The sequence below is a fragment of the Pseudomonas sp. B6(2017) genome, from assembly GCF_002112765.1.
Classification (GTDB): domain Bacteria; phylum Pseudomonadota; class Gammaproteobacteria; order Pseudomonadales; family Pseudomonadaceae; genus Aquipseudomonas; species Aquipseudomonas piscis.
Genome location: NZ_NEIQ01000005.1, coordinates 359,762 through 385,156, shown reverse-complemented (window position 1 = coordinate 385,156; position 25,395 = coordinate 359,762). Strand labels below are relative to the sequence as shown.

Annotated in this window: 19 protein-coding genes and 1 CRISPR repeat array; of the genes, 11 read left to right on the top strand and 8 right to left on the bottom strand. The window is 63.1% G+C overall.

Features of this window, described 5'->3' with window-relative positions; translation table 11 throughout:
- Positions 1–157: 157 nt before the first annotated feature.
- Complete coding sequence (locus CAG11_RS11255) at positions 158–421, bottom strand: hypothetical protein (protein WP_053134083.1); 264 nt, start codon at positions 419–421, stop codon at positions 158–160.
- Between the two features lie 1,074 nt (positions 422–1,495).
- Here CAG11_RS11255 and CAG11_RS11250 point away from each other — a divergent pair.
- From CAG11_RS11250 to CAG11_RS11220, 7 genes are all read left to right on the top strand, one after another.
- Positions 1,496–1,873: a hypothetical protein gene (locus tag CAG11_RS11250; protein WP_085596351.1), complete on the top strand. Its 378-nt coding sequence runs from the start codon at positions 1,496–1,498 to the stop codon at positions 1,871–1,873.
- 405 nt (positions 1,874–2,278) lie between these two features.
- On the top strand, positions 2,279–5,365 hold the full coding sequence (cas3f, locus tag CAG11_RS11245; protein WP_158091412.1) for a type I-F CRISPR-associated helicase Cas3f: 3,087 nt from the start codon (positions 2,279–2,281) through the stop codon (positions 5,363–5,365).
- Between the two features lie 130 nt (positions 5,366–5,495).
- On the top strand, positions 5,496–6,848 hold the full coding sequence (csy1, locus tag CAG11_RS11240) for a type I-F CRISPR-associated protein Csy1 (protein WP_085596349.1): 1,353 nt from the start codon (positions 5,496–5,498) through the stop codon (positions 6,846–6,848).
- Positions 6,841–7,824 (top strand): type I-F CRISPR-associated protein Csy2, encoded by a 984-nt coding sequence (csy2, locus tag CAG11_RS11235; protein WP_085596348.1) that lies wholly within the window; start codon positions 6,841–6,843, stop codon positions 7,822–7,824. Before csy1 ends, csy2 begins: the two co-directional genes overlap by 8 nt.
- Positions 7,825–7,842: 18 nt before the next feature.
- Positions 7,843–8,865 carry a type I-F CRISPR-associated protein Csy3 gene (gene csy3, locus CAG11_RS11230; protein ID WP_085596347.1) on the top strand — a complete coding sequence of 341 codons (1,023 nt, stop codon included), beginning with the start codon at positions 7,843–7,845 and terminating at the stop codon, positions 8,863–8,865.
- A 3-nt stretch (positions 8,866–8,868) separates the two neighbouring features.
- Positions 8,869–9,432: a type I-F CRISPR-associated endoribonuclease Cas6/Csy4 gene (gene cas6f / locus CAG11_RS11225; protein WP_085596346.1), complete on the top strand. Its 564-nt coding sequence runs from the start codon at positions 8,869–8,871 to the stop codon at positions 9,430–9,432.
- 130 nt (positions 9,433–9,562) lie between these two features.
- Positions 9,563–10,671: a CRISPR direct-repeat array (repeat unit 28 nt; unit sequence GTTCACTGCCGTATAGGCAGCTAAGAAA).
- A 230-nt stretch (positions 10,672–10,901) separates the two neighbouring features.
- A complete protein-coding gene (locus CAG11_RS11220) occupies positions 10,902–12,443 on the top strand; it encodes an alkaline phosphatase (protein WP_085596345.1) in 1,542 nt (513 codons plus the stop codon).
- A 112-nt stretch (positions 12,444–12,555) separates the two neighbouring features.
- Here the strand turns inward: CAG11_RS11220 and CAG11_RS11215 are convergent, their stop codons facing one another.
- A complete protein-coding gene (locus CAG11_RS11215; RefSeq protein WP_085596344.1) occupies positions 12,556–15,087 on the bottom strand; it encodes a sulfite reductase flavoprotein subunit alpha in 2,532 nt (843 codons plus the stop codon).
- A gap of 152 nt (positions 15,088–15,239) precedes the next feature.
- The gene (locus tag CAG11_RS11210) at positions 15,240–17,543 is read right to left on the bottom strand and encodes a TonB-dependent siderophore receptor (protein ID WP_085596343.1); all 2,304 of its coding nucleotides are present in this window, start codon (positions 17,541–17,543) and stop codon (positions 15,240–15,242) included.
- Positions 17,544–17,751: 208 nt separating this feature from the next.
- Between CAG11_RS11210 and CAG11_RS11205 the strand changes: the two genes are divergently transcribed.
- The 4 genes from CAG11_RS11205 to CAG11_RS11190 are packed head-to-tail and all read left to right on the top strand — an operon-like array spanning position 17,752 to position 19,815.
- The gene (locus CAG11_RS11205; RefSeq protein ID WP_085596342.1) at positions 17,752–18,432 is read left to right on the top strand and encodes a Fe2+-dependent dioxygenase; all 681 of its coding nucleotides are present in this window, start codon (positions 17,752–17,754) and stop codon (positions 18,430–18,432) included.
- A 3-nt stretch (positions 18,433–18,435) separates the two neighbouring features.
- Positions 18,436–19,221, top strand: a complete 786-nt coding sequence (locus tag CAG11_RS11200; protein ID WP_085596341.1) for a tetratricopeptide repeat protein — start codon at positions 18,436–18,438, stop codon at positions 19,219–19,221.
- 55 nt (positions 19,222–19,276) lie between these two features.
- Positions 19,277–19,540 (top strand): CopG family ribbon-helix-helix protein, encoded by a 264-nt coding sequence (locus CAG11_RS11195; RefSeq protein ID WP_085596340.1) that lies wholly within the window; start codon positions 19,277–19,279, stop codon positions 19,538–19,540.
- A complete protein-coding gene (locus CAG11_RS11190) occupies positions 19,537–19,815 on the top strand; it encodes a type II toxin-antitoxin system RelE/ParE family toxin (RefSeq protein ID WP_085596339.1) in 279 nt (92 codons plus the stop codon). The genes CAG11_RS11195 and CAG11_RS11190 overlap by 4 nt, the downstream gene beginning before the upstream one ends.
- A gap of 78 nt (positions 19,816–19,893) precedes the next feature.
- Here the strand turns inward: CAG11_RS11190 and CAG11_RS11185 are convergent, their stop codons facing one another.
- From CAG11_RS11185 to CAG11_RS11165, 5 genes are all read right to left on the bottom strand, one after another.
- On the bottom strand, positions 19,894–21,057 hold the full coding sequence (locus tag CAG11_RS11185; protein ID WP_085596338.1) for a type III PLP-dependent enzyme: 1,164 nt from the start codon (positions 21,055–21,057) through the stop codon (positions 19,894–19,896).
- 604 nt (positions 21,058–21,661) lie between these two features.
- A complete protein-coding gene (locus tag CAG11_RS11180) occupies positions 21,662–22,819 on the bottom strand; it encodes a betaine/proline/choline family ABC transporter ATP-binding protein (protein WP_085596337.1) in 1,158 nt (385 codons plus the stop codon).
- Entirely contained in the window at positions 22,816–23,484 is a 669-nt protein-coding gene (locus tag CAG11_RS11175; protein ID WP_022642285.1) for an ABC transporter permease, read from the bottom strand. The genes CAG11_RS11180 and CAG11_RS11175 overlap by 4 nt, the downstream gene beginning before the upstream one ends.
- A 12-nt stretch (positions 23,485–23,496) precedes the next feature.
- Positions 23,497–24,390: a glycine betaine ABC transporter substrate-binding protein gene (locus CAG11_RS11170; protein ID WP_022642286.1), complete on the bottom strand. Its 894-nt coding sequence runs from the start codon at positions 24,388–24,390 to the stop codon at positions 23,497–23,499.
- Between the two features lie 24 nt (positions 24,391–24,414).
- Positions 24,415–25,131 carry an ABC transporter permease gene (locus CAG11_RS11165; RefSeq protein ID WP_053138556.1) on the bottom strand — a complete coding sequence of 239 codons (717 nt, stop codon included), beginning with the start codon at positions 25,129–25,131 and terminating at the stop codon, positions 24,415–24,417.
- Between the last annotated feature and the right edge of the window lie 264 nt (positions 25,132–25,395).

Sequence of the window (25,395 nt, the reverse complement as noted above, 5' to 3'; positions counted from 1 at the left end):
GGGGATGCGTGGTGGAGGGTGGGTGCCGGCGATGCGGCGGTGGGCCTATTGGTTGTATCCGGGGCATTTTTTTTTGTTGTTGGGGGTGAGGCAGGTGTTGGAGGGCGTTGCGCCATGAGGATGCTCCGCACCCTGTCGGGGGCGGAGCGTATTCGGTTCAGGCCTGGAGCCGCCAGCCCATCACGCCTAGCAGGTCGCAACTGTCGCGCAGGAGGATAGCGGCGACATGGGCGATGTGTTGCAGGTCGGTGTGGTCGGCGTGTTTCAGCTCGGTGCGCGAGAGGCTTTCGAACAGCTGGGTGATGGCCAGCAGGCGGGTGGTGCCGTTGGCGTGGAGGACGTCCAGTGGGGCGGTTTTGTCGATGAACAGGCAGGGGATGGTGCAGTCGATGCCGGTGATGGGGATGTATTGATGAGTCATGGCGAAGGCTCCGTCGTAGATAAGCGGTGCAAGCGTATCTGTTCGTAGCTGAGTTCCAGGTCGCCAAACCCGGTCGCCGTTTGGGCGAATGGGGAGCATGGGGGGAGGGGGTGTGGGTGGCAAGCTAGACGGTTCTGCAAGTTTTGTAGGATCGGCCTTGGGGCTTGGCGGCCTGGTAGCCGGCCAGGTGTCCTGGGGGTTGCATGTATATCCGGCGCTGCGGGTGTGGCGGCTGGCGGTTTCGCCCTTACGGCGAGTCCCTTTTGTCAGTCGACACAAAAGGAACCAAAAGGTCTTGCCCCACGTCCGGCCGCTCGCTGCGCTCGGGTTCCCTCGTTCCGGTACTTCTCAGGGGGCATCGCTTCCAGCGATGTCCTCGACTGCGTCGAGGGGCGCTGCGCGCCATTCCCCTGATAAGCACCTGCACTCGGCCTCCCCAGGGGGCGGGTGGGTCAAGATCACCAGCCCCACGGCGCGCCCTACCGGGCGGCGCATCGCGGGGTGGGGTGTGCGTGTTTGGCCCCGCTTTGTGTAGCCGCTGCCGGAGGCTGCGTACGGGCACGCAGCGGCCGCCTGGTTCTTGAATCCGCTGAAGGCCTTGCGGTCCTTGTCGCAGCCTCGCCCCGGCTCGACAGCGGCTACAGACTCGCTTTGTGTAGCCGCTGCCGAAGGCTGCGCACGGGCGCGTAGCGGCCGCCTGGATCTTGAATCCGTCGAAGATTTTGTGGCCTTTTCATAACCTTCGACAGGCTCAAAACCCATCCAAATCTCTTTCTTTTGTAAGGGGTTTCCGAGAGACTCCAGTGCGCTTGTGCCTGAAGAATCTGCTGGCTAGTCTCCGGTCGTCACTGATCATCAGTGACCGGGTTTAGCAGCCCGACCAAACTCAGGCACGCCAAGCTCCATCTCCATCCGACCAGCATGCGAATGCTGGTCAATGCGTTATGGCAGCTGTACGCGGGGCACCTTCGGGTGCGCTGGGCTTGCCTGACTGCCTGGTCTGCTAACCCGCGTCCAGCTGCCACCCTCCGTTTAGCAGCGATGGGTGAAAGCTCCATAGTCAGGAGTGCCACCATGAAAAAGCTCGTTCCCGATCCACCCGTTTTCTCTTCTGTTTCACGTCGCAACCCGGAGCATGACCGGGCCAACGAGGTGATTCTCCATGCGCTGGTGAACACCCGTACCGGTTCGCTGATCCGGACGCTTAAACCCACGGTCGCCGCAGCGGTGGGGCGCGATTCATTGTTCAACGTCCGCTCCGGCATCAGCGCCGAGGAGGCCCTGGTCCATGTGTCCATGCTGCTCAAGGCCGCCGAGGAGGTGTCCGATGAGATCACCGAGCAGGCCAGCGGCGTCGAGCGTGGGTTGATCTGGTCCCTGGTGCATTCGGTGGAGATGGCTCGCGGCGTGGTGGATGCCTTGCTCGATGGCCATCGTCTTTCCTCTGACTGAATACGCACCACCTGTGGCGAGGGAGCTTGCTCCCGCTGGGGCGCTTTCTCGCCCCAGTACCCGGTGTTCGACTTCATCAGCGGGACGCCTTGGAGAGCCCGGAATCTGCCGGCCAGGATCTTCAGTTATGGGCCCGTGCGCAGCTGGCCATAACGTTTGTTTTACCTTGGCCTTGTGCCCGCAAACCCTGGCGCCAGCAGGGGCTGCTTGCTGTTTGCCGGGGTTTGGGGCGTGCCTTCATGCCCTCTATTTGAACTTCCAATACGCCATGGACGAACAATCGGACATTGCTTATAACCGCTAGCGCTCAATGGATGATGCAGCAGGCGGTTGTATTTCATGGAAGACATCAACTCCGCGACTCTAGAAACAACACTTCATTGCAAACGCGCTCGAACTCCAGGCTTGTCGCGTCGTGTCGCGAACAAGGGCTGGCACACCGCCCAAGACATCTCGCTGCTGGCGCAGTTGGCGGCGCTGCTGCATGACTTGGGCAAGGCCAGCCGGGCCTTCCAGCAGAAGCTGCGGCGGCGCAGCCTGGAACACAACCTGTATCGCCATGAGTGGGTATCGCTGCGGCTGTTCCTGGCTTTTGTCGGGACGGACGATGACTCCACCTGGCTCCGGCGCTTGGCCTCGCCCAGTGCCGAGGATGATCAGGCTTGGCTGGCTGCCGGGCGTTTTCAGCGGGATGGGCTCGATGCCACGACGCCGCCATTCAAGCAGCTCGCGCCCTTGGCGGCTGCCGTGGCTTGGCTGGTGGTCAGCCATCATCGCTTGCCGACGCTGCCCAGCTGGAACGAGGCCGGTGATGGTGAGCAGTCATGGCTGGGCAAGAAGTCCGCCCGCTTCAATCCCGCGATGCTGGACAACCTGATCGAGGGCATCACCCACGAGTGGAACGAGTGCAGTCGTTCGGCGCCGCTCAACGAGGTCGAGGCGTTCTGGCAGTTCGAGCACGGCCTGCCCGTGGTCTATCCCCAGTGGGGGGCCCAGGCGGCCAAGATCGCCCAGCGATTGTTGGTGCTGCAGGCCAAACCCGGGCATGGCGATTGGCTGGACAACCCTTATGTGATGCACCTGGCACGCATGAGCCTGATGCTGGGTGATCATCACTATTCCAGCCTGCCGCCGGAGTCCAATCAGCGAGTCAGGGGCGATGACCAGGGCCTGGTGTTCGCCAATACCCATAGCGACGGCCAGCTCAAGCAGCCCCTGGATGAACACTTGCTCGGGGTTGCTCGCATGACCCGCAGCATCGTCCATGGCTTGCCCGATTTCGAGCGGCACCTGCCGCGTTTGGCGCGTCATGCAGGCTTGTGCAAACGCAGTGGCTCCGGGCGTTTTGCTTGGCAGGATCAGGCGGTGGATGCGGCCACCGGTCTGCGTAGTCAGTCGCAGCGACAAGGGGCCTTTATCGTCAACATGGCCTCTACCGGATGCGGCAAGACCCTGGCCAACGCACGGATCATGCATGCCCTGGCCGACCCCCAGGCCGGCATGCGTTGTACCTTCGCCCTGGGGCTGCGCAGCCTGACCTTGCAGACCGGCAACAGCTACCGCCAGCTGCTGAACCTGGGGGACGACGACCTGGCCATCCGGGTTGGCGGCTGCGCCAGCCGGGCGTTGTTCGAGCATTACCAGGCCCGGGCCGAAGCCAGCGGTTCGGCTTCGGCCCAGGCGCTGATCGAAGAAGACAGCCATGTGCGCTACGAGGGCTCGCTGGCCGTCCACGGCCTGTTGTCCAAGGTGGTGAACCAGCCCCAGATCTCCGTATTGCTCAATGCGCCCATGCTGGTCTGCACCATCGATCACTTGATGCCCGCCACCGAGGCGCAAAGGGCCGGGCGGCAGATTGCGCCGATGTTGCGCTTGCTCAGCAGCGATCTGGTGCTCGATGAACTGGATGATTTCGACCTCGCCGACCTGCCGGCCCTGACGCGCCTGGTGTACTGGGCGGGTTTGCTGGGCACGCGGGTGCTGTTGTCGTCGGCGACCCTGCCGGCGGCCCTGGTGCAGGGGATGTTCCAGGCCTATGGCGCCGGGCGCCGGCACTATCGGCGCAATCGTGGAGAACTCGACACGCCTGATGAGATCCCTTGCCTGTGGGTCGATGAGTTCACGGCCCAGCCTTTCAACTGCCACGACGCCGAGACCTTCAGCCAACAGCATCGGGCCTTCGTCGACCAGCGGGTGCAGGCGCTCGGGCGTATCGAGCCCAGGCGGCGTGGCGAACTGGTCGCCTTGAGCATTGGCGCGCAGCCAGTGGCGGACATGCGCCGGGCGTTCGCCGAGCAGGTGCGAGCCACGATGTTGCAGGCCCATGCCCGGCATGCCGAGGTGTGTCCGCGCAGTGGCAAGCGCGTCAGTTTTGGCCTGGTGCGCATGGCCAATATCGAACCGCTGTTCGATGTCGCCCTGGCCCTGTTCGCTCTCGGTGCACCTGCCGGCCAGCGCATTCATCTGTGCGTCTACCACTCGCGGTTCCCCCTGCTGCTGCGCTCGGCCATCGAGGCGCAGTTGGACACCTGTCTGGACCGTCGCCAGCCGGGTGCGGTTTATGACCAACCACAGATCCGCCAGCTGCTCGACCAGTACCCCGAAGAGGAACATCTGTTCGTGGTGCTGGGGTCGCCGGTCACTGAAGTCGGGCGCGACCATGACTACGACTGGGCAGTGGTCGAACCCTCATCGATGCGCTCGCTGATCCAACTGGCCGGGCGGGTACAGCGCCACCGCCAGCAGCCATGCCGGCACGCCAACATGTTTATCTTCGATAGCAACCTGCGGCATTTCGAACAACCTGGAGCCGCAGCGTTCATCCGCCCGGGTTTCGAGCATGACAGCCGCCAAGCGGATCACCCCATGCGCCTGGTCAGCCATCGCCTTGGGCAGCTGCTGGATCCGGCCGACTTCCAGGAGCTCAGCGCGCGCCCGCGCATCCAGCCCAGGGCCAGCCAGGCGTGGCGCCCGCGGCACAACCTGGTGGACCTGGAGCAGGCGCGGCTCAGCGCACAGATGTTGCCCAAGGATCGCAGCCGCGCAGGCCAACCGACCCCACGCGGGGTCAAGCCTGTGGCTTTCGATCTGGACGCGGCCTGTGCCTGGCAATACCCCAGGGCGGCCCTGACCTGGGCCTTGCCCCAGCAACAGCCTTTTCGTGAAAACACCATCAGGGAGACAGAGTTGCTGTGGTTGCCCGATGACGATGAAGAACGCTTGGTCCTGCACCGCATTCATGAGCAGCCCGGCGCGGCGGAGCTGTACCTGCCGGCCCAGCGGTTGCTGGAGAACATCGACCTGCAAGGGGTGTCCGCCCCAGGTATCAGCCCCTGGGGCCAGCATGACCTGTTGTCATTGCTGAACGAACAGGCGGCGATCCAAGGCCTGCCGTTGCGGACCTGCGCCGAGCGCTTCACCACGGTCAAGCTGAGCGTCAGTCCCCAGGGTTGGCGCTTTCATCCGGTGCTGGGGTTTGCCTCAAGAGCTTGAGCCACTGCCTCTGTTCAGGGGCATCGGTCTCTTGAAGGCACAATCGCAGGTTGCTAAAACCCTTGGTGGCCAAGAGCCATCAAGGATTGTCACGGACTTGTCATCGACAAGCGCTCTACAGGGAAGGGACATGAATCAAGGAACGAACCCGGCAATACGCTCCAGGCTGTTTCGCCACACCATCAACGCTTTCATCCAGGAACGGCGAGACGCAAAACCGAAAGGCGCTGAGGCCAGTGATGCACTCAGCGCCGCAAAATATGAATACGCCACCTGGCTCGCCGACGCGGCCCGTCGAGTAGGGCAGATCCAGGCCGTCACCCATGTGCTCAAGGCCACCCATCCCGACGCTCGCGGCAGCAGCCTGCATGTCGCTCCGCAAACATTGCCGCGGCACCGGGAAGTCGGCAGCCACATGCTGGGCAGCGATTACGCGCAGGACATCGTCGGCAACGCCGCCGCGCTGGATGTCTACAAGTTCCTCAAGCTGGAGGTGGAGCAACGTCGGCTACTGGACTGGCTGCTGGAGGACGATGCCGACCTGTTGGCCGCCCTGAGCCCGGACCCGGCCCTGGCGCAAAGTTGGGCCGAAGCCTTCAAGGGCCTGGTTCGCCCCCATCAGACCTTGAGTTCCCACGCCATGGCCAAGCAGGTGTTCTGGTGTGTGTCGGGCGAGCCTGGCGACGATGCCGGTTTCGAACTGTTGCAACCGATGTTTCCCAGCAGCCTGGTCCATGCGGTCCATGCCGATATCAACGATGCACGTTTTGGGGAGCGCAACCAGGCGGCGCGCCAGGCCCGGCGCCAGCGTCAAGCCCACGACGGAATCTATCGCGACTATCCACAACTGGTGATACGCAAGCTCGGCGGGACCAAGCCGCAAAACATCAGCCAGCTCAACAGTGAGCGTGGCGGAGTGAATTACTTGCTGGCGTCCTTGCCCCCTAAATGGCGCCAGCAGCATCCGGGCAACCTGCTGCACCTGGAGTCGGTGTTCAGTCGCCTGCGGCGTTTCGAAGACATGGGCGAGCTGATCGAGGCCCTCTGCCTCCTGCTGCAAGCCGATCCGGCGCGCAGCCTGCGCACTCGGGCTCAACGTGAACGTATAGAGCGCGCCCTGGGCCGGGCGTTGGCGGCCTTTGGCCTGAGCTTGCGGGCCTCTTTACCTCCTGGTTGGAGCCGTGACCGGCACTGCCAGCTGCCGCTGTGCGAACAACTCTGGCTCGACCCGCAACGCGCGCAGTTGGCATCGGCTGATGACCACCAGGACGCGGACCAAGCCTTCGCTGCGGCCTTCGCCCAACGCCGTTGGCCGGACGAGATCGCCCAGCGTTTCGGCCACTGGTTGAATGCCATCCTGCTGCAACGGGGCCTGCCGGTGGGCGATACCGAACAGGCGCATTGGGCGCGGCAGGCGGTGGTCGATGCCGAGATCTCATGCGCTACCCGTGAGGTGGTGGAGCAGGAGGTGCGCCATGGCTGAGTGCCCACATTTCGAGCACCTGCTGGTCATCCCTCACCTGCAAGTACAGAACGCCAACAGCCTTTCCAGCCCGCTGACCCATGGCTTTCCGTCGATCACCGCCTTTCTCGGGCTGATGTGGGCCCTGGAACGCAAGACGGTCGATGCGGGCCTGGATCTGCAATTCAACGCGGTGGGCGTGGTGGTCCACGATCACGAAGAACAGGTCACCGCTGGTGATTTCGTCAACACCCTGCGCCTGACTCGCAATCCCCTCAATCGCGATGGCAGCACCGCCGCGATTGTCGAGGAAGGGCGGGTCCATCTGCGCATCAGCCTGGTATTCGCGGTCCAGAGCCAGGCCCTTGACGACCAGCGAAGCACCGTCGCCCGCCAAGTGCGGGAGCTCTTGCTGCAGATGCGTATTGCCGGCGGCAGCCTGATTCCCTCCCGTGCCCCCCAGGGCCAGCAACAGCCCTATTCGATCCCCATGACGGGGGATGAAGAGGCACGGGACGCGTTGTTCTACCAGGCCAAGTTGCGCCTGCTGCCGGGTTTCACCCTGGTGGAGCGCCAGGATCTGCTGGAGCAGCGCCATCGCGATCTGCAAACCAGGCAACCCGGGGCTTCGGTGTTGGACGCCTGGTTGTCGCTGGCGCGGATCAACTGGTCCAGCGTGGCCCCCGGTGCAGACGGGGAGGTTTCAGGGCCGGTGCAGTGGCGCAACGACCGCACCGACCTCGGCTGGCTGGTGCCGATCCCCGTGGGTTATGGCGCGCTCACCGCCTTGCAGGCGCCGGGCACGGTGGCCCGGGCCCGCGACTCGCAAACGGCCTTTCGCTTCGTGGAAAACCTCTATGGCATCGGGCAGTGGATCAGCCCACACCGTTTGCAATCGCCACAACAATTGCTCTGGTACGCCGACTCTCGCAGCGACCAGGGCCTGTACCGCTGTCGCAACGACTACCGCGTGCCATCGCTGGCGCACTTCGACTGACTTCAAAGGAGTTCGAACATGAGCAATGACGCCCTGAAAACCGCTTCGGTCCTGGCCTTCGAGCGCAAGCTGGACCCTTCCGATGCGCTGTTCCATGCCGGCGACTGGCAGTCGCGCAGTCAGTGGGAGCCAGTGGTGGTGCGGGAAAAATCCGTACGCGGAACCATTTCCAACCGACTCAAGGCCAAGGAGCTGGACCCCGCCAAGCTGGATGCCGCCATCGAGCATCCCAACCTGCAAACCGTGGACGTGGCCACCCTGCCGCACGATGCCGACACCCTGCGGGTCAGCTTCACCCTGCGGGTGCTGGCCGGTACTGGCCAGCCTTCGGCCTGTAACGATTTCGCCTACCGGCAAAAACTGCTGGAGACTGTACAGGGGTATGTCCAGGCCAATGGCTTTGGCGAATTGGCCCGCCGTTATGCCCATAACCTGGCTAACGGCCGCTTCCTGTGGCGCAACCGCATTGGCGCCGAGCAGGTCGAGGTGGAGGTCGAGCATCTGGTGGAGGGCCAGGCGGCGACGCAATGGCGCTTCGACAGCCTGAGCCTGTCCTTGCGCCAATTCGACGCTGCCGGTGAGCAGGGCGAGGCCTTGCAGTCGTTGGCTGGCTTGATTGCCCGGGGCCTGGCCGGCGAACAGCATGTGTTATTGCGCATCACTGCCTACGCACGCATGGGCGCCGGGCAGGAGGTGTTCCCGTCCCAGGAGCTGATCCTGGACCGTGGGCGCGGAGACAAGAGCAAGACGCTGTACAGCGTGGGCAACATCGCCGGCATTCACTCGCAGAAAGTCGGCAATGCCTTGCGCAGCATCGACACCTGGTACCAGGGCGCCGACAGCAACGGGCCGATCGCCGTGGAGCCCTATGGTTCGGTGACCACCCAGGGCAAGGCCTATCGCCAGCCCCGCGGCAGCCAGGACGATTTCTACACCCTGCTGGACAGTTGGGTGCTCAAGGATCGAGTACCCGCGCTGGACCAGCAGCACTTCGTGATCGCCACCCTGATTCGCGGCGGCGTGTTCGGCGAGGCAGGTTGAGCCATGGACCATTACCTGGATTTGAAACTGCTGCCGGACCCTGAGTTTCCCGAGCCGCAGTTGATGAGCGCCTTGCTCAATAAATTCCATCGGGCCCTGCATGACCTGCGGCGCAACGATATCGGCATCAGCTTTCCCGATACCCGGCGGCCGATCAGGCACCTGGGCTCGCACCTGCGCATCCACGGCAATCGCCAGGCCCTGGGCCAGTTGCTGGCCATCGATTGGCTGGCCGGCATGCGTGACCATGTACAGATCGGCCAGCCCTGCTCGGTGCCGACGCCGGTGCAGCATCGCCATGTCAGCCGGGTACAGGTCGATAGCAGCCCGGCACGCCTGCGTCGCCGCCTGATCAAGCGCCATGGGTTGACCGAGGACCAAGCCCGCCAGCGCCTGCCCGACAGCGCGGCGAAACGTTGCGACCTGCCGTTCGCGGTAATGCGCAGCCATACCAGCCATCAGCTGTTCAACCTGTTCATCCGCCACGGCCCGCTGCTTGAACAACCACAGCCCGGCACGTTCAACGGCTATGGCCTGAGCTCCAGTGCGACAGTGCCCTGGTTCTGACCCTTTTTTCCGGGTGCCGTGGAGCGCTTCGTAAAATCAATGACTTACAAAGCGCTTCAGAAAAAGGGTGTGCAGCAACCTTTAACGGTCTTTCTTTTGAAATTCAGGAGGTTATAGAGAAAGTGCTCTAGTTCACTGCCGTATAGGCAGCTAAGAAAAAAGCCTACCGGCATGTCTCAAGGATGGAACCGTTCACTGCCGTATAGGTAGCTAAGAAATTTACGGACAGCCCGTGCTGATAGGCCCCCCAGTTCACTGCCGTATAGGCAGCTAAGAAAAGGATGGCGCGCACCATCGGCGCCGAGAACAGTGTTCACTGCCGTATAGGCAGCTAAGAAACATTCGACAAAGTGCCCGAGAAGCGCATGGCGGTTCACTGCCGTATAGGCAGCTAAGAAATCGGCCAGCTCGAGAGGGGAGAGCTTTTCGTTGTTCACTGCCGTATAGGCAGCTAAGAAAGAACTGGCTGATGCCAGGCAGGGGGTAGACCAGTTCACTGCCGTATAGGCAGCTAAGAAATGTTGGCCCCGGTCTTTTTTCCGGAGACACAAGTTCACTGCCGTATAGGCAGCTAAGAAAGGCGCTTGGCTGTTCATGGCGTTGGCCCCCTGGTTCACTGCCGTATAGGCAGCTAAGAAAAACTTATTCCCTCCTGCAACTTGCCCCATCATGTTCACTGCCGTATAGGCAGCTAAGAAAACAGGCACCCTACGCAACTACTTCGGCGACCTGTTCACTGCCGTATAGGCAGCTAAGAAAGTCAACAGCACCAGCCAATATGGCTCAACAAGGTTCACTGCCGTATAGGCAGCTAAGAAAACAACTCCCGCAAGCGGAACCGAGAGTGCGACGTTCACTGCCGTATAGGCAGCTAAGAAATGAAACAGTCGGCTAACAGCGCCAGGACATAGGTTCACTGCCGTATAGGCAGCTAAGAAATTGAAGTGAGCGGCTGGGCGCTACGCCTGCTCGTTCACTGCCGTCTAGGCAGCTAAGAAAACGGCCATCGGCTGCCCGGAGGAACCTCATGAGTTCACTGCCGTATAGGCAGCTAAGAAATTGCCGGCAGCACGCAGGGCCAGGATGCCGCGGTTCACTGCCCTATAGGCGGCTAAGAAAATAAAATTCCTACAGGTCCGCAATCCGGTGTAGTTCACTGCCGTATAAGCAGCTAAGAAAAGGAGTACTTGCTGCTTTGGAGGTTTGGCCATGTTCACTGCCGCACAGGCAGCTAAGAAACCAGTCCTTCAGCGTCCATCGGTGCTGTTCATCTCGATTGCCGAACAGGCAGGCAAAACACAATCCATCATCAATCCATCGGCACCCGTTACTGCCGTAGAGGCAGCTTGAGAGACTTGATGCACTAATCGCTGGCTGGCCTGGGGCTCCCGGGCCAGGCGCGTCTTTGTCACATCCCCTTCATCGGCGCTGGCTAAGGTGGCCTCTTTTGACCATGTCAGGGAGTCACCATGAGCGAGTTCAACCTCGGCCGTCGACGGATCATGCAAATCGCCGGGGCGGGGATGTTGCTGCCCAGCCTGGCGCCGGCGGTGATCGCCTCGGTCAAGGATCGGCCCAAGCTCACCGATGGCGTGCAGTCCGGGGACTTGCAGGGCGATCGGGCGATCATCTGGAGCCGCAGCGACCGCCCGGCGCGGATGGTGGTGGAGTGGGACACCCGCAGCATGTTCACCAACCCGCGGCGCCTGGTCTCGCCGCTGGCCGATGCCCGCACCGACTTCACCGCCCGGGTGGACCTGAGCGGGCTGCCGGTCAACCAGGCGATTTTTTATCGAGTGACCTTCGAGGACGCCCGCACCGGGGTGGCCAGCGAACCCTGGTTCGGCCATTTGCGCAGTGCCCCGAGCCAGCGCCGGGATATCCGTTTCGTCTGGAGCGGCGACACCGTCGGCCAGGGTTTCGGCATCAACCCTGACATCGGCGGCATGCGCATCTACGAGGCGATGCGCCTGCGCCTGCCGGACTTTTTTATCCACAGCGGCGACACCATCTACGCCGATGGCCCGGTGCCGGCTCAATTGACCACCGAGGGTGGGCGCATCTGGCGCAATATCACCACCGAGGCCAAGAGCAAGGTGGCCGAGACCCTGGACGAGTATCGCGGCAACTACCGCTACAACCTGCTGGACGAGAACCTGCGCCGGTTCAACGCCGAGGTGCCGCAGATCTGGCAGTGGGACGACCACGAGGTGGTCAACAACTGGTCGCCGAGCAAGCAGCTGGACGAGCGTTACATGGTCAAGGACATCCAGACCCTGGTGGGCCGTGCGCGCCAGGCCTGGCTGGAGTACGCGCCGATGCGCCGGCAGAGCGCCGACGGTGGCGGGCGCATCTATCGCAAGCTCAGCTACGGGCCGCTGCTGGATGTGTTCGTGCTGGACATGCGCAGCTATCGCGGGCCCAACGACGACAACCTCGGCGGCGAGAAGCCGTTCCTCGGCCGTGAGCAACTGGACTGGCTCAAGCGCGAGCTCAAGGATTCCCAGGCGCAGTGGAAGGTGGTGGCGGCGGACATGCCCATCGGCCTGGGCGTGCCCGACGGCGAGGTCAGCCCCGGCGTGGCGCGCTGGGAGGCCATCGCCAACGGCGACCCGGGCCAGGCCCAGGGTCGCGAGCTGGAGATCGCCGAGTTGCTGGCCTACCTGCGCAAGCACCGGGTGCGCAACCATGTGTGGCTGACCGCCGACGTGCATTACTGCGCGGCCCACCACTACCACCCCGACCGGGCGGCGTTCCAGGATTTCGAGCCGTTCTGGGAGTTCGTCGCCGGCCCGTTGAATGCCGGCAGCTTCGGGCCCAACGTGCTGGACAAGACTTTCGGCCCCGAGGTGGTGTTCCAGAAGGCGCCGCCGACCCAGAACGCCTCGCCGTTCGCCGGGTTCCAGTTCTTTGGCGAGGTGCAGATCGATGGCCAGACGGCGCAGATGAGCGTGATCCTGCGTGATCTCGATGGCGTGGCGGTGTTCGAGCGCAAGCTGCAACCGGCCTGATGCGCGCCTATGGCCCATGGGGCAGGAGCGCAGCTCGCCCGCGATGAATGCTAACGCGGTGTCCTGGACACACCGTATCGCGCTTATCGCGGGCGAGCCTCGCTCCTGCGGGTCAGTAGACGTCGCGGCGGTAGCGGCCTTGTTCGATCAGGCGCTCGACCTGTTCGGCGCCCAGCAGCTCGTTGAGCACCTGGTCCACCCCCGAGGCCATGCCTTGCAGGCTGCCGCAGATGTAGAGCGCGGCGCCGTCGTCGAGCCACTGTTGCAAGGTCTTGGCGGCTTCGCGCAGGCGATCCTGGACGTAGATCTTGTGTTCCTGATCGCGGGAGAAGGCCAGGTCCAGGCGACTCAGGTCGCCCCGGGCCAGCCATTCCTGCAGCTCGTCCTTGCAGTAGAAATCATGCTCGGCATTGCGCTCGCCAAAGAGCAGCCAGTTGCGTTGCTGGCCCTCGGCGATCCGCGCCTTGAGCAGGCTGCGCAGCCCAGCCAGGCCGGTGCCGTTACCCAGCAAGATCAGTGGGCAGGGCTCGGCCGGCAGGTGGAAACCGCTGTTGCGGCGCACCCGCAGGCTGATGCTCGCGCCTACTTGGACGTGCTCGGTGAGCCAGCCGGAGCCGATGCCCAGGCTGCCGTCGGCGTGGCGTTCCTGGCGCACCAACAGTTCCAGGCAGCCGTCGGCGGCGATCGAGGCGATGGAGTATTCGCGCTGGGTCAGCGGCACCAGCGCATCCACCAGGGCCTGGGCATGCAGGCCCACCAGGTGGGCGCGGTTCTCCGGTAGCTGGCGGCTGCCCAGGGCCTGCTCCAGGCTCTCTTCCAGGCCGTCGAGCTGCACCGGGCTCTCGCCGGAAAGCCCCAGGCCCTCGAGGAAGTGGTCCACCAGCCACGGGCAGTTGCGCGGCATGACTTCCACCAGGTCGCCGGCCAGCCAGCTGCTGGTGCCGGGCGGTTGCAATTGCAGCAAATAGACCCCGGAGCCGCTGCTCTCGGGGTTCAGCAGGTGGCGCTGGCTCAGGGTCCAGTTGGCGAAAGCCGGGGCCTGCCACAGGTCCACCGGGGCATGGCCGGTGAGCTGGCCCAGTTGTTGTTGCCAGTGGCGCAGGGCGTAGCTGTCGCCATTGTCGACTTCCACCGGGGTGAACAGGCTGCTGGCGCCCTGGCTCGACAGCCAGGTGTGCAGGCGCCGGGCGAAACCGCAGAACTGCGGGTATTGGCGGTCGCCCAGGCCCAGCACTGCGTACTCCAGGCCGTCGAGGGCCAGCTCGCGGCCCAGCAGCTTGCGCTCGAAGCCCCGGGCGCTGTCCGGGGCCTCGCCATCGCCGAAGGTGCTGACCACGAACAACGCCCGCTGGGCACTGCGCAGCTCCTGCTCGCCAAGGCTGGCCAGCGGGCGGACCCGGGCGCCGATGCCGGCGGCCTGCAATTGCCCGGCGGTCTGCCAGGCCAGTTGTTCGGCGAAACCGCTCTGGCTGGCAAAGCCGATCAGCCAGCCGTTGGTATCGTCGGTGGCCTGTTCCAGGCCCTTGCGGGCGTCCCTGATCTGGCGCTTCTTGCGCCGGCGATCCAGGTACAGCAACCAGCCGGTGATGAAGAACAGCGGCATGCACAGCGAGGCCAGGGTCAGCACGATGCGCCCCACCAGGCCGAAGTAGCTGCCCACGTGCAGGGCGTAGACGCTGGTCAGCAATTGCGCCTTGAAGCTCTTGTCGGCGTAGCGCTCGTGCCGGCTGATGACGCCGGTGGCCGGGTCCAGGGTGATCTGGTTCAGGGCGCGCTCGTGGGGCGAGTCCTTGAGCAGGTAGAACACCGTTGCCGGCTGCCCGGCCACGGGCGGCATGCGCACGTTGTAGGCGCTAAGGTCCTTGCCGGCGGCGCTGTAGATGCTGCTCCACATGGCGTTGTAGTCGGCCACCGGGGCCGGGCCCTTGGCCGGCGGGCCGCCGCGCCCGCCCCGGGCGCGCTCGCTGTGTGGCGAGTCGGACAGCAGGCGGGTCAGGCCCTTGCTGTACCACTCGTACGACCAGTACAGGCCGGTGAGGGCGAACAAGAGGTAGAACAACAAGCACCAGGTGCCGAACACCGCGTGCAGGTCCCAGTTGAAGGCCCGGCCTTTCTTGGCCCAGTCCAGGGTCAGCCAGGCGCGCCAGCTGGCGACCTGGCGCGGCCAGCGCAGGTACAACCCGGACAGGCAGAAGAAGATCAGGATCAGGGTGCAGGCGCCGGTGATCTGCCGGCCGCTGTCGCCCATGGCCAGGAACCGGTGCAGTTGCAGCATGAAGCCGAAGAAGCCCTGGCCCACGGCCTCGCCGGTGAACTGCCCGGTGTAGGGGTCGAAGTAGCGCATCTGCCCACGACGTTCCCCGGGCGGCGGGGTGTAGAACACCCGCGCGGCATTGCCGCTGTCGGTCTCGACCCAGAGCATGGACACGTCCTTGCCCTCGGCCGCCTGGAGCTTGGCCACCAGCTCGGCCGGCGGCAGGGTGCCGGCGGGCAGCTTGTCGACCTGCAGCACCGAGGGGTTGAGCGCCCGCAGGATCTCATCCTCGAACGATACCGTGGCCCCGGTGATGCCCATCAAGGCCAGGACCAGCCCGGCGCTGATGCCGAAGAACCAGTGCAGCTGGAACAGGGTTTTCTTCAACACATCGACCGCCTTGTTCGTCCGAAGAGGTGAAACACGGCGCGCATTATGCCGTGTGTGAGCGAGAAGCATTCTTCTTTACATGCAAAAGCCCCAGGCAGCGGGTGCATGGGGCTTGGGCACCTGTGGCCGGGGCCACAGGGTGTCGTTACCGATCAGAAGTGGAAGTTGGCACTCATCAGGGCGGTACGGCCTGGGGCCTGGTTGGCGAAGTGCGCCGCGTAGGCCTTGTCGTAGTAGGTCTTGTCCGTCAGGTTCTGCACGTTCAGTTGCAGGTCGACGTTCTTGGTCAGCTTGTAGCTGGCCATGGCGTCGTAGCGGGTGTAGGACGGTACATACAGAGTGTTGTTGTTATCACCCCAGACCTTGTCGACGTAGAAGGCACCACCACCGATGGTCAGCTTCTGGGTCAGGTTGTAGGTGGTCCAGAGGCTGAAGCTGTTCTTCGGCGTGTTGGGCAGCTCGTTGCCTTTGGCCGGGTTGTTCAGGTTAGTGATCTTGCCGCTGCGATCACCAGCGGCACCTGGATCGACGATGGTGCTGTCCAGATAGCTGTAGCCGGCGAACACTTGCCATTTGTCGGTCAACTTTCCGCTGGCTGTCAGCTCGAGGCCGTCGACGCGGGTCTTGCCGGCGTTTTCGTAGGTGTAGTTGCTACTCAAGACTCGGGTGTTTTCTTTCTCGGTGCGGAAGATCGCTCCGGTCAGCGATAGCCGCTCGCTGAACAGATCCCATTTGGTACCGATTTCGTAGTTGGTGGTTTCCTCGGGCTTCATGTCGCTGACGATGCTGGTCGGCGTCCCGGAGGTGGTCGCGAAGGGGTTGGTTTCAGCCCCGTTATCCAAGGTGCTGCCCACCGGTGTTGCAGAAGTGGCATAGGAAATGTAGACGCTACCGTTGTCCTGGGGCTTCCAGATCAACCCCAGCTGGCCGGTCACGAACTCACTGGTGTCCTCAGCCTTGAAGGTGGTGGTACGAGCGCCGTTCTTGGTCTTGGCTTGGGTTTCGAAATGGTCGTAGCGCAGGCCCATGTTGACCAGCCACTGCGGGGTCAGCTCCAGGGTATCTGCGAAGTAGATGGCACGAGTGGTGCCCTCGGTATCGGTACCCGCGTAGTTACGACTGATAGTGCCGGCGTAGATGTCGTCCGGCGTCGGATTCGACAGCGAGGTACAGACGCCCGATGGCTGCGGCACGTTGCACTTGATACTCGAGTTATTGGAAACGTTGTAGCCGCTCTTCTTCGAGGACTCGTCGGACAGTTCGATACCGGTGGAGAAGTTGTTCTTGAAGCCACCCAGGACGAACTCACCATAGAGATCGGTCTGGTTGGTGGTGGTCTCGGTATTCGAGACCCGGGTGTTGGCCCGGCGCCATACCGTGCCGCTGCGTACGTTGCCCTGGCTATCGTCCGGCTGGGTCAGGATGTAGTCCTGCATGCTGGTGCCGTGGCGGAAGGTGTTCTTGAGGGTCAACGAGTCGTTCAGGTCGTGCTCGAAGGCAAAGGTCGCCGTGTCCACCCGGGACTTGCGGAAGTCGCGATCGGTCAGGCCGTAGAAGTTGCTGCTATCGCCACCGTTGACTGGTTTGTCCGGATGCGCGGCGGTGTGGGCCGTGCCCATGGAGTAGCCGTAGGGAATGCCCGAATCCGGCAGGTCGTCGCTTTCCAGATGGTAGTAGTCGAGGAATACCCGGGTGTCGGTACCCAGGCCGAAGGCCAGGGACGGCGCGACGCCCCAACGGTCGTAGTTGACCTTGTCCCGTCCAGCGACATTGCTTTCATGGCTCATCAGGTTCAGGCGGCCCGCAACGGTGTCACTGAACTGATAGTTGCCGTCCAGGGTGTAGCGTTGAGTCTGGTCGGAGCCCCAGGTGAAACCACCGTCGAGGGAGTTGCCCAGGTGAGCTTTCTTGCTGACCAGGTTGATGCTGCCCCCTGCTGCGCCACGACCACCCATGGCCGAGTTCGGGCCTTTGCTGACCTCGATATTTTCCACGGCGAAGACTTCCCGGCTTTGAGCGCCGGTATCGCGTACGCCATCCAGGTAGGTGTCGCTTTGTGCATCGAAACCACGAATGAAGGGGCGGTCACCTTGTGGGTTGCCACCTTCACCAGCGCCGAAGGTGATACCTGGAACGGTGCGCAGTGCGTCTTGCAGCGAGGTCGCCGCCGTGTCCTTGAGGACTTGCTGCGGTACTACAGTTACCGAGCGCGGGGTGTTGACCAGCGGTGCCGTGTACTTCTTCGAGGAGGAGCTGTCGACCTTGTAGGACGTCGCATCCTGGGCTTCACCGGTGATGCTGGTGGCTTCCAGGGCAATCGCTCCCGAGGCTTTCTTGCCGGTGTCCTCGGCGGCCTGGACCATGTGCGCGGCAGAGCCGGCGGTGATGGCGACGCCGATGGCCGATGCCAGCAAACGTGGCGAACTGACAGCGGATAATGGTTGTTGGCGTGTCATGTCTTGTCCCCTCCCCGAGGTTTTGAGGTCGCGGAATATAGGGGATGCGAGCATTCGTTATCAATTGCGAAATATTGCTATTCGCACTGAATTTACATTCTTTACAATTTATCTTTACGGTTTTTGCATTCCCATCCGTCCCGGGCGTTTTACACAGTCAATAAGAATCAATACCATTGCCGCACTTTCGGCTTCCAGGTACCTGGCCATGTTGCTGCACATCCCCGGCGTGTTCACCCGTGATGAAGTAGGGCGCATCCGCCAAGCCCTGGAGCAGGCGGACTGGGCGGACGGCAAGATCACCGCCGGCTACCAGTCGGCCAAGGCCAAGCACAACCTGCAACTGCCCGAGGGCCATCCGCTGGCCCGGGAGATCGGCGAGGCGATGCTCGAACGCCTCTGGCAGAACCCGCTGTTCATGTCCGCCGCCTTGCCGCACAAGGTTTTCCCGCCACTGTTCAACTGCTACACCGCAGGTGGCAGTTTCGACTTCCATATCGACAATGCCGTGCGCCAGCCCAAGGGCAGCGCCGAGCGGGTGCGCACCGACCTGTCCTCGACCCTGTTCTTCAGCGACCCCGAGGACTACGACGGCGGTGAACTGGAGATCCAGGACACCTACGGCGTGCAGCGGATCAAGCTGCCGGCTGGCGACCTGGTGCTGTACCCGGGCACCAGCCTGCACAAGGTCAATCCGGTGACCCGTGGTGCCCGCTACGCTTCGTTCTTCTGGACCCAGAGCCTGGTGCGCGAAGACAGCCAGCGGGCGCTGTTGTTCGAGATGGACGGGGCGATCCAGGAGCTGACCCGGGACATGCCCGAACATCCTTCGCTGATCCGCCTGACCGGGACCTATCACAACCTGCTGCGCCGCTGGGTCGAGGTCTAGGCCATGGCTTTTCGACTGCGCCGCGAGGAAAGCCTCGATGGCGGGCAACTGAGCGCCATGCTCGAAGAGAGCCCGGGCCGCGCCGCCCAGGCGATCCTGCTGGCCGCCGGCGAAGGCCTGGTGGACGCCCAGGCGCTGCTGGGGCAGATCCTGCTCGATGGTCGCGGCATCGAGCAGGACCAGGCCCTGGCCCTGCGCTGGTTCGGCATCGCCGCCCAGCGCGGGCACCTGATGGCGCGCAACATGCTCGGCCGTTGTCATGAACACGGCTGGGGCTGCCCGGCGGACCCAGCCGTCGCTGCCGAGCATTACCGCCAGGCCGCGGCTGCCGGCCTGGACTGGGGCCTGTACAACTACGCCAACCTGCTGGCCACCGGCCGTGGCGTGGAGCAGAACCATGCCCAGGCCCTGGCCTGCTACCAGCGCGCCGCGCAACTGGGCCATGCCAAGTCGATGAACCTGCTGGGGCGTTACCTGGAAGAGGGGCTGGTTTGCCCGGCCGACCCCCAGGCGGCCCGGGATTGGTATCGTCGCTCGGCCGAGGGCGGTGACTTTCGCGGGCAGTTCAGCCATGGGGCGATCCTCGCCGATGCCGGGCGCATCGACGAAGCCCTGGACTGGCTGCAGCGGGCCCTGGTCGGCGGCAACCTGAATTTCCTCCGGGTTGCCCGTGCTGCCTTGCTCGAGGCCCGCCATCCCGAGATCCGCCAGTTGGCCCTGGCCTATCACCAGCGTGCGGCGCAACTGGGGGATGAGCGGGATGCCGAGCGGCTTGCTGCCTTGATATAAATCACTATGATTCAAAGCTAATCGCTTTCAATCATTCTGATGCAGGTCTTGCCTCATGCCCGCGACAAAAGTGCTGACTGCACATATTCCTTTGGATCTGGCCAACAAGGTTGACCAGTTGGCCTCGCGCCTGGAGCGTTCGCGTGCTTGGATCGTCAAGCAGGCGCTGGTTGCCTGGGTGGACCAGGAGGAGGAGCGTCGGCGCCTGACTCTTGAGGCCCTGGCTGATGTGGATGCCGGTAGGGTTATCGATCACCAGGCTGTGCAGGCCTGGGCGCAGAGCTTGTCGGGCGACAGTCCTCTGCCACTGCCGAAATGAGACAGCTGGATTGGACGAGCAAGGCGCTTTCCGACCTGGCCCGTCTTTTCGAGTTTCTTGCCCAGGTCAATCGCTCCGCTGCCGCCCTGACTGTCCAATCCCTGGTACAGGCCCCTGAGACTCTTCTAAATAACCCTCGATTGGGAGAGCAGTTGGAAGAGTTCCTGCCCCGGGATGTGCGACGTCTGCTGGTGGGGCGCTATGAGATGCGTTACGAGATTCAAGGCATGACCTTGTTCATCCTGCGTATCTGGCATGTCAGGGAAGATCGGTAAGCGCAGCGCCATTAAAAAGCCCATGACTGCTCATGGGCTTTTTACTTGCAGCTTGAAGCTAACCGCTTGCCGCTGCCTTTATACGTAATACGACTTCAGCGGTGGGAAGCCGTTGAACTCCACGGCGCTATAGCTGGTGGTGTAGGCGCCGGTGGACAGCCAGTACAGGCGGTCGCCGATGGCCAGGTTCAGCGGCAGGCCGTACTTGTAGTTCTCGTACATGATGTCGGCGCTGTCGCAGGTTGGGCCGGCAATCACCACTTCTTCCACTTCGCCTTTCTTCTCGGTCCAGATCGGGAACTTGATGGACTCGTCCATGGTTTCGATCAGGCCGGAGAACTTGCCCACGTCGGTGTATACCCAGCGCTCCACGGCGGTGCGCGACTTGCGTGCCACCAGCACCACCTCGCTGACCAGGATGCCGGCGTTGGCGATCAGCGAACGGCCCGGCTCGAGGATGATTTCCGGCAGGTCATCGCCGAAGTCTTCCTTGAGGAAACGGATGATTTCCTCGGCGTAGGTTTCCAGGCTGTTGGTGCGGGTGATGTAGTTGGCCGGGAAGCCACCGCCCATGTTGATGAGCTTCAGTTCGATGCCGTCTTCTTCTTTGAGGCGCTCGAAGATCACCTTGACCTTGGCGATGGCGGCGTCCCAGACGCTGATGTCGCGCTGCTGGGAGCCGACGTGGAACGACACGCCGTAAGGCACCAGGCCCAGGTCGCGGGCCAGGATCAAGAGGTCCATGGCCATGTCGGTCTGGCAGCCGAACTTGCGCGACAGCGGCCAGTCGGCGGTGGTGGAGCCTTCGGTGAGGATGCGCACGTAGACCTTGGAACCCGGGGCGGCCTTGGCGATATTGCGCAGGTCGGCTTCGGAGTCGGTGGCATACAGGCGCACGCCCTTCTCGTAGAAGTAGCGGATGTCCTTGGACTTCTTGATGGTGTTGCCGTAGCTGATGTTGGCCGGGTTGACGCCGCGCCCCAGCACCTTGTCCAGCTCGTAGATCGAGGCGATGTCGAAGCTCGAGCCTTTTTCGTGCAGCAGGTCGATGATTTCCACGGCCGGGTTGGCCTTGACCGCGTAGTAGACCTTGGCGAATTCGAACCCGGCGCGCAGGTCGTCGTAGGCCTGGGCGATCATCTGGGTATCGATCATCACGAACGGGGTTTCTTTCTGGTCGGCGAACGCCTTCATTTTCTGAAAGGTTTCGCGCGCGAAATAGTCTTCGACGTTAATCGACATGCGTGGAAGCTCCTGATGGCAAACGTTGGTAATCAATGGGTGGCAGGCAATGCCAGGGTCGACACCGCCTTGTGAACGTCCTCCGTATCCCCACTTTGGTTCGCCTACTTCCCAAGGCATGTCGCCGAAAGCAAAAAGGCCATGGGAAATCTGCCCTTGGCCTTGCTGTCTCGTCGTCAGTACTTGAGCCGGATGGATCGTTTCCAGCATGGACGTTCGGCGCGAACTTTAGGCGGTGAGGGGGCTGAGATCAACAAAAAATGTCGCGTTTTTGCACTTGTCTGACGTGCGTTATCGGCATGTCCTTTTGTAGCCGACACAGATGACCGGCAGATGTTCCCGAAGAATTTCCGAGTGTTAAAAATACCTGCACGTTCGCGGCTTTTGCGCGCCAAGTGGTGGTGAACTGCCGAAGTCGCCAACATCGGCGACGTTAGCGGCGAGAGGGTGGCCAGAGGGGGATTTTGCCTGTTGCGTCAGGTTCCGGCGGGGAGCTTTTGCCGGGGCGGCTGTTGATATTTCTTTTCGCCGCCCGGGTGGGTAAAAAAACGCTGGCGAGCAAGCGTGCTTGCTCGCCACGGGTTGGCTTTTGATTATTTATTGATCAGGCACTCACGGCCTCGGCCGGGGAGACGATGTTGGTCTTCATCCCACGGGAGCGTCCCGAGCTGAGATAGGCGGCGATGGACTCCTGGGTCACCTCGCCGAGGAACACCCTTTCGGCGTCCAGCACCGGCAGCCACGAGCGGTTGAACTCGTACATGCGCGACAGCAGGATGCGCAGGTGCTCGTCGTAGGCGGCGGTGGCGTTGAACTGGCGCAGGAACTGGCCGCAGGTGCCGCCCTGGCGGTGCAGGTCGCGGCGCCGTACATAACCCAAGGCTTTGTTCTCGGTGCAGGTCACCACCACGTAGCGCCGGTCGTGCTCGTCCATCAGTTCCAGGGCCTCGGCCACCGGGGTGTCCGGGCTCACCGACGGCGCGTTGTCGGCCGCGTCCTCGGCCTTGACCAGCAGCAGGCGCTTGAGGGTGCTGTCCTGGCCGACGAAGTTGCTGACGAAATCGTCCGCCGGATGGGCCAGCAGGGTGTCCGGGTGGTCGATCTGCAGCAGTTTGCCGGCGCGGAAGATGGCGATCTTGTCTCCCAGCTTGATGGCCTCGTCGATGTCGTGGCTGACCATGATCACGGTCTTGTTCAGCGCCCGCTGCATCTCGAAGAACTCGTTCTGGATCATCTCGCGGTTGATCGGGTCCACCGCGCCGAAGGGTTCGTCCATCAGCAGCAGCGGGGCCTCGGCGGCCAGGGCGCGGATCACCCCGATCCGCTGTTGCTGGCCGCCGGACAGCTCGCGCGGGTAGCGATGCAGGTAGTGCTTGGGTTCGAGCTTGATCATGCTCATCAGCTCGCGGGCGCGGTCGTGGCACTTCTGCTTGTCCCAGCCCAGCAGGCGCGGCACCACGGTGATGTTTTCCTCGATGGTCATGTTGGGAAACAGGCCGATCTGCTGGATCACGTAGCCGATGTTGCGGCGCAGGGTCACTTCGTCCAGGCCGGTGGTGTCCTCGCCGTTGATCAGCACCTTGCCCGAGGTGGGCATGATCAGGCGGTTGATCATCTTCAGCGTGGTGCTCTTGCCGCAGCCGGAGGGGCCGAGGAATACGCAGATCTCGCCTTCGTTGACGGTCAGGCTGACCGAGTCGACGGCTTTGACATCCTTGCCGTTGCTGCGAAAGGTCTTGCTCAGGTTCTGTAGTTCGATCATTTCAGGGCTCCTATTGGGCTCAGTCCTTTTGGCGTCAGCGAACGTTGCAGCCATTGCAGAAGCAGGTCGGCAAAGATGGCCAGCAGGCTGACCAGCACGGCGCCGACGATCAGCATCGACATGTCGCTGCGGCTGATGGAGGCCAGGATCAGCACCCCCAGGCCGCCGGCGCCGATGGTGGCGGCGATGGTCATGACGCCGATGTTCATCACCACCGCGGTGCGTACTCCGGCGAGGATCACCGGCACCGCGATCGGCAGCTCGACCATGCGCAGGCGCTGGCCGAAGGTCATGCCGATGCCCCGGGCGGCCTCGCGGATGCCCGGTTCGACGCCGGTCAGCGCCAGGTAGGTGTTGCGCATGATCGGCAACAGGGAATAAAGGAACACGGCGGTGATCGCCGGCAGCGGCCCCAGGCCCTGGCCGAACTTGGAGTAGAACGGCAGCAGCAGGCCGAACAGGGCGATGGAGGGGATGGTCAGCAACACCGTGGCGCTGGCCTGCAATGGCCCGGCGAGGCTGGGGAAGCGGGTCATCAGCACGCCCAGGGGCACGCCAAAGACGATGGCCAGGGTGACGGCGATGCCCACCAGGGTGATGTGCTGCCAGGTCAGGTGCAGGACCTGGGCCCAATCGAGATGGGAAAAGGCGTTCAAGAATTCCATGTCTTCTCCTCTTTAGTTGATCGGGTGCTGGCGCAGGAAATCTGCGGCCACGGCGGAGGGGCTTTCATGGTCGACGTCGACCCGCGCGTTCAGCTGGCGCATGGTTTCGTCGTCGAACAGCGCCGCCAGCGGCTCGAGTTCGGCGGCCAGTTGCGGGTGAGCGTCGAGGTAGGCCTGGCGCACCACGGGAGCGGCGGTGTAGTCCGGGAAGTAGTGCTTGTCGTCTTCCAGCAATTTGAGCTTGAAGGCGCTGAGGCGTCCGTCGGTGGTGTAGACCAGGCCGGCAAACACCTGGCCATTGCGCAGGGCGGTATAGACCAGGCCGGCGTCCATCTGCCGAGTGTTCTTGCGGGTCAGGGCCATGTCATACAGCTTGACCATCCCGGCCATGCCGTCGGAACGGTTGGCGAACTCGGTGTCCAGGGCCACCAGGCGGTTTTCCCGGGTATTTTCGTCCAGGGCCCGGGTCAGGTCGCTGATGCTGTTGATCCGTGGATGTTCCTTGGCCACGTTTTCCGGCAGCGCCAGGGCATAGGTGTTGCTGAACTTGGACGGCGACAACCAGACCAGGCCTTTTTTCGCGTCGAGTTCTTTCACCCGGGCGTAGGACTGCTGCTTGTCGAGCTTCTCGTCGATGTGGTTGTAGGCCACCAGCGACACCCCGGTGTATTCCCAGATCAGGTCCAGTTGGCCGCTTTCCTGGGCACTGCGCGCCAGGTTGCTGCCCAGGCCGCCGGTGACCCGGGTGTCGTAGCCCTTGCTGCGCAGGTACTGGGAGGTGATTTCCGCCAACAGGGTCTGCTCGGTGAAGACCCGGGCGCCGATGCGGATCAGCGGTTTTTCCGCGGCGTGGGCCAGTGCGCTGAAAAGCAGGACGCAGCCGAGTATCAGGCTCAATTTCTTCATGTCGGTTCCTTGTCTCTGACGGGCTTAGGACGGGCGCAGGCCACGTTCCAGCCAGAGGCGGCTGGCCAGGGTCACCAGGCCGTCCAGAAGCAGCGCCAGCAGGGCGGTGCAGGCGGCGCCGAGCAGCAGTTGCGGCTGATTGTTCAGGGCGATGCCGGGGAAGATCAGGCTGCCCAGGCTGTTGGCGCCGATCAGGAAGGCCAGGGGCGCGGTGCCGACGTTGATCGCCAGGGCCACCCGCACGCCGCCGACGATGATCGGCACGGCATTGGGCAATTCGACTTTCCACAGCACCTGGCGCGGGGTCATGCCGATGCCGGTGGCGGCTTCCTTGAGCGAGCCCTGGACGTTCTTCAGGCCTTCATAGGTATTGCGCACGATGGGCAGCAGGGAGGCCAGGAACAGGGCGAAGATCGCCGGCCCGCTGCCGATGCCGAGGACCCCGAGGGCAATGGCCAGGACGGCTAGGGGAGGAATGGTGTTACCGATGTTGAACACTTGCATGAAGCGTTCGGCGCGCCTGGCCATGGCGGGGCGGCTGAGGAGGATGCCGGCGGGAATGCCGACCAGCAGGGCGGCGCACATGGACGCCAGGACCAGGAACAGATGAGCTTGCAGGTAGAACAGTAGATCGTCGCGGTAGTGTTCGATCGTCTTGATGCCGATCCAGTGGACCAGCAGGGCCAGGAGGGCAATGACCGCAGCCCCTCCTATCAGCCCTTTGCCATAGCGAATAGCCACGGGCGGACTCCTTTTTTCTTATCGGTCGGCGGGCGCTTTCCCCTGTGGCAGGGCCGTGGCCGACTGCCGGGAAAGTCCCCGCGAAAAGCAGTTCGTCGAGTGCCGGCAGGGCGGCGGTGAACGAACCATGAGCGCAGCTTCGTCAAGCTAACTTGCTGAAATTCCAGGCATCTGATGAGCGCCTGGCAGGGAAATGGACGTCTCCACCTTTTAAAAGGTTCCATAGTCGGCGGCGTTTGGCCACCCTTGTGGCCGCGACCTCGT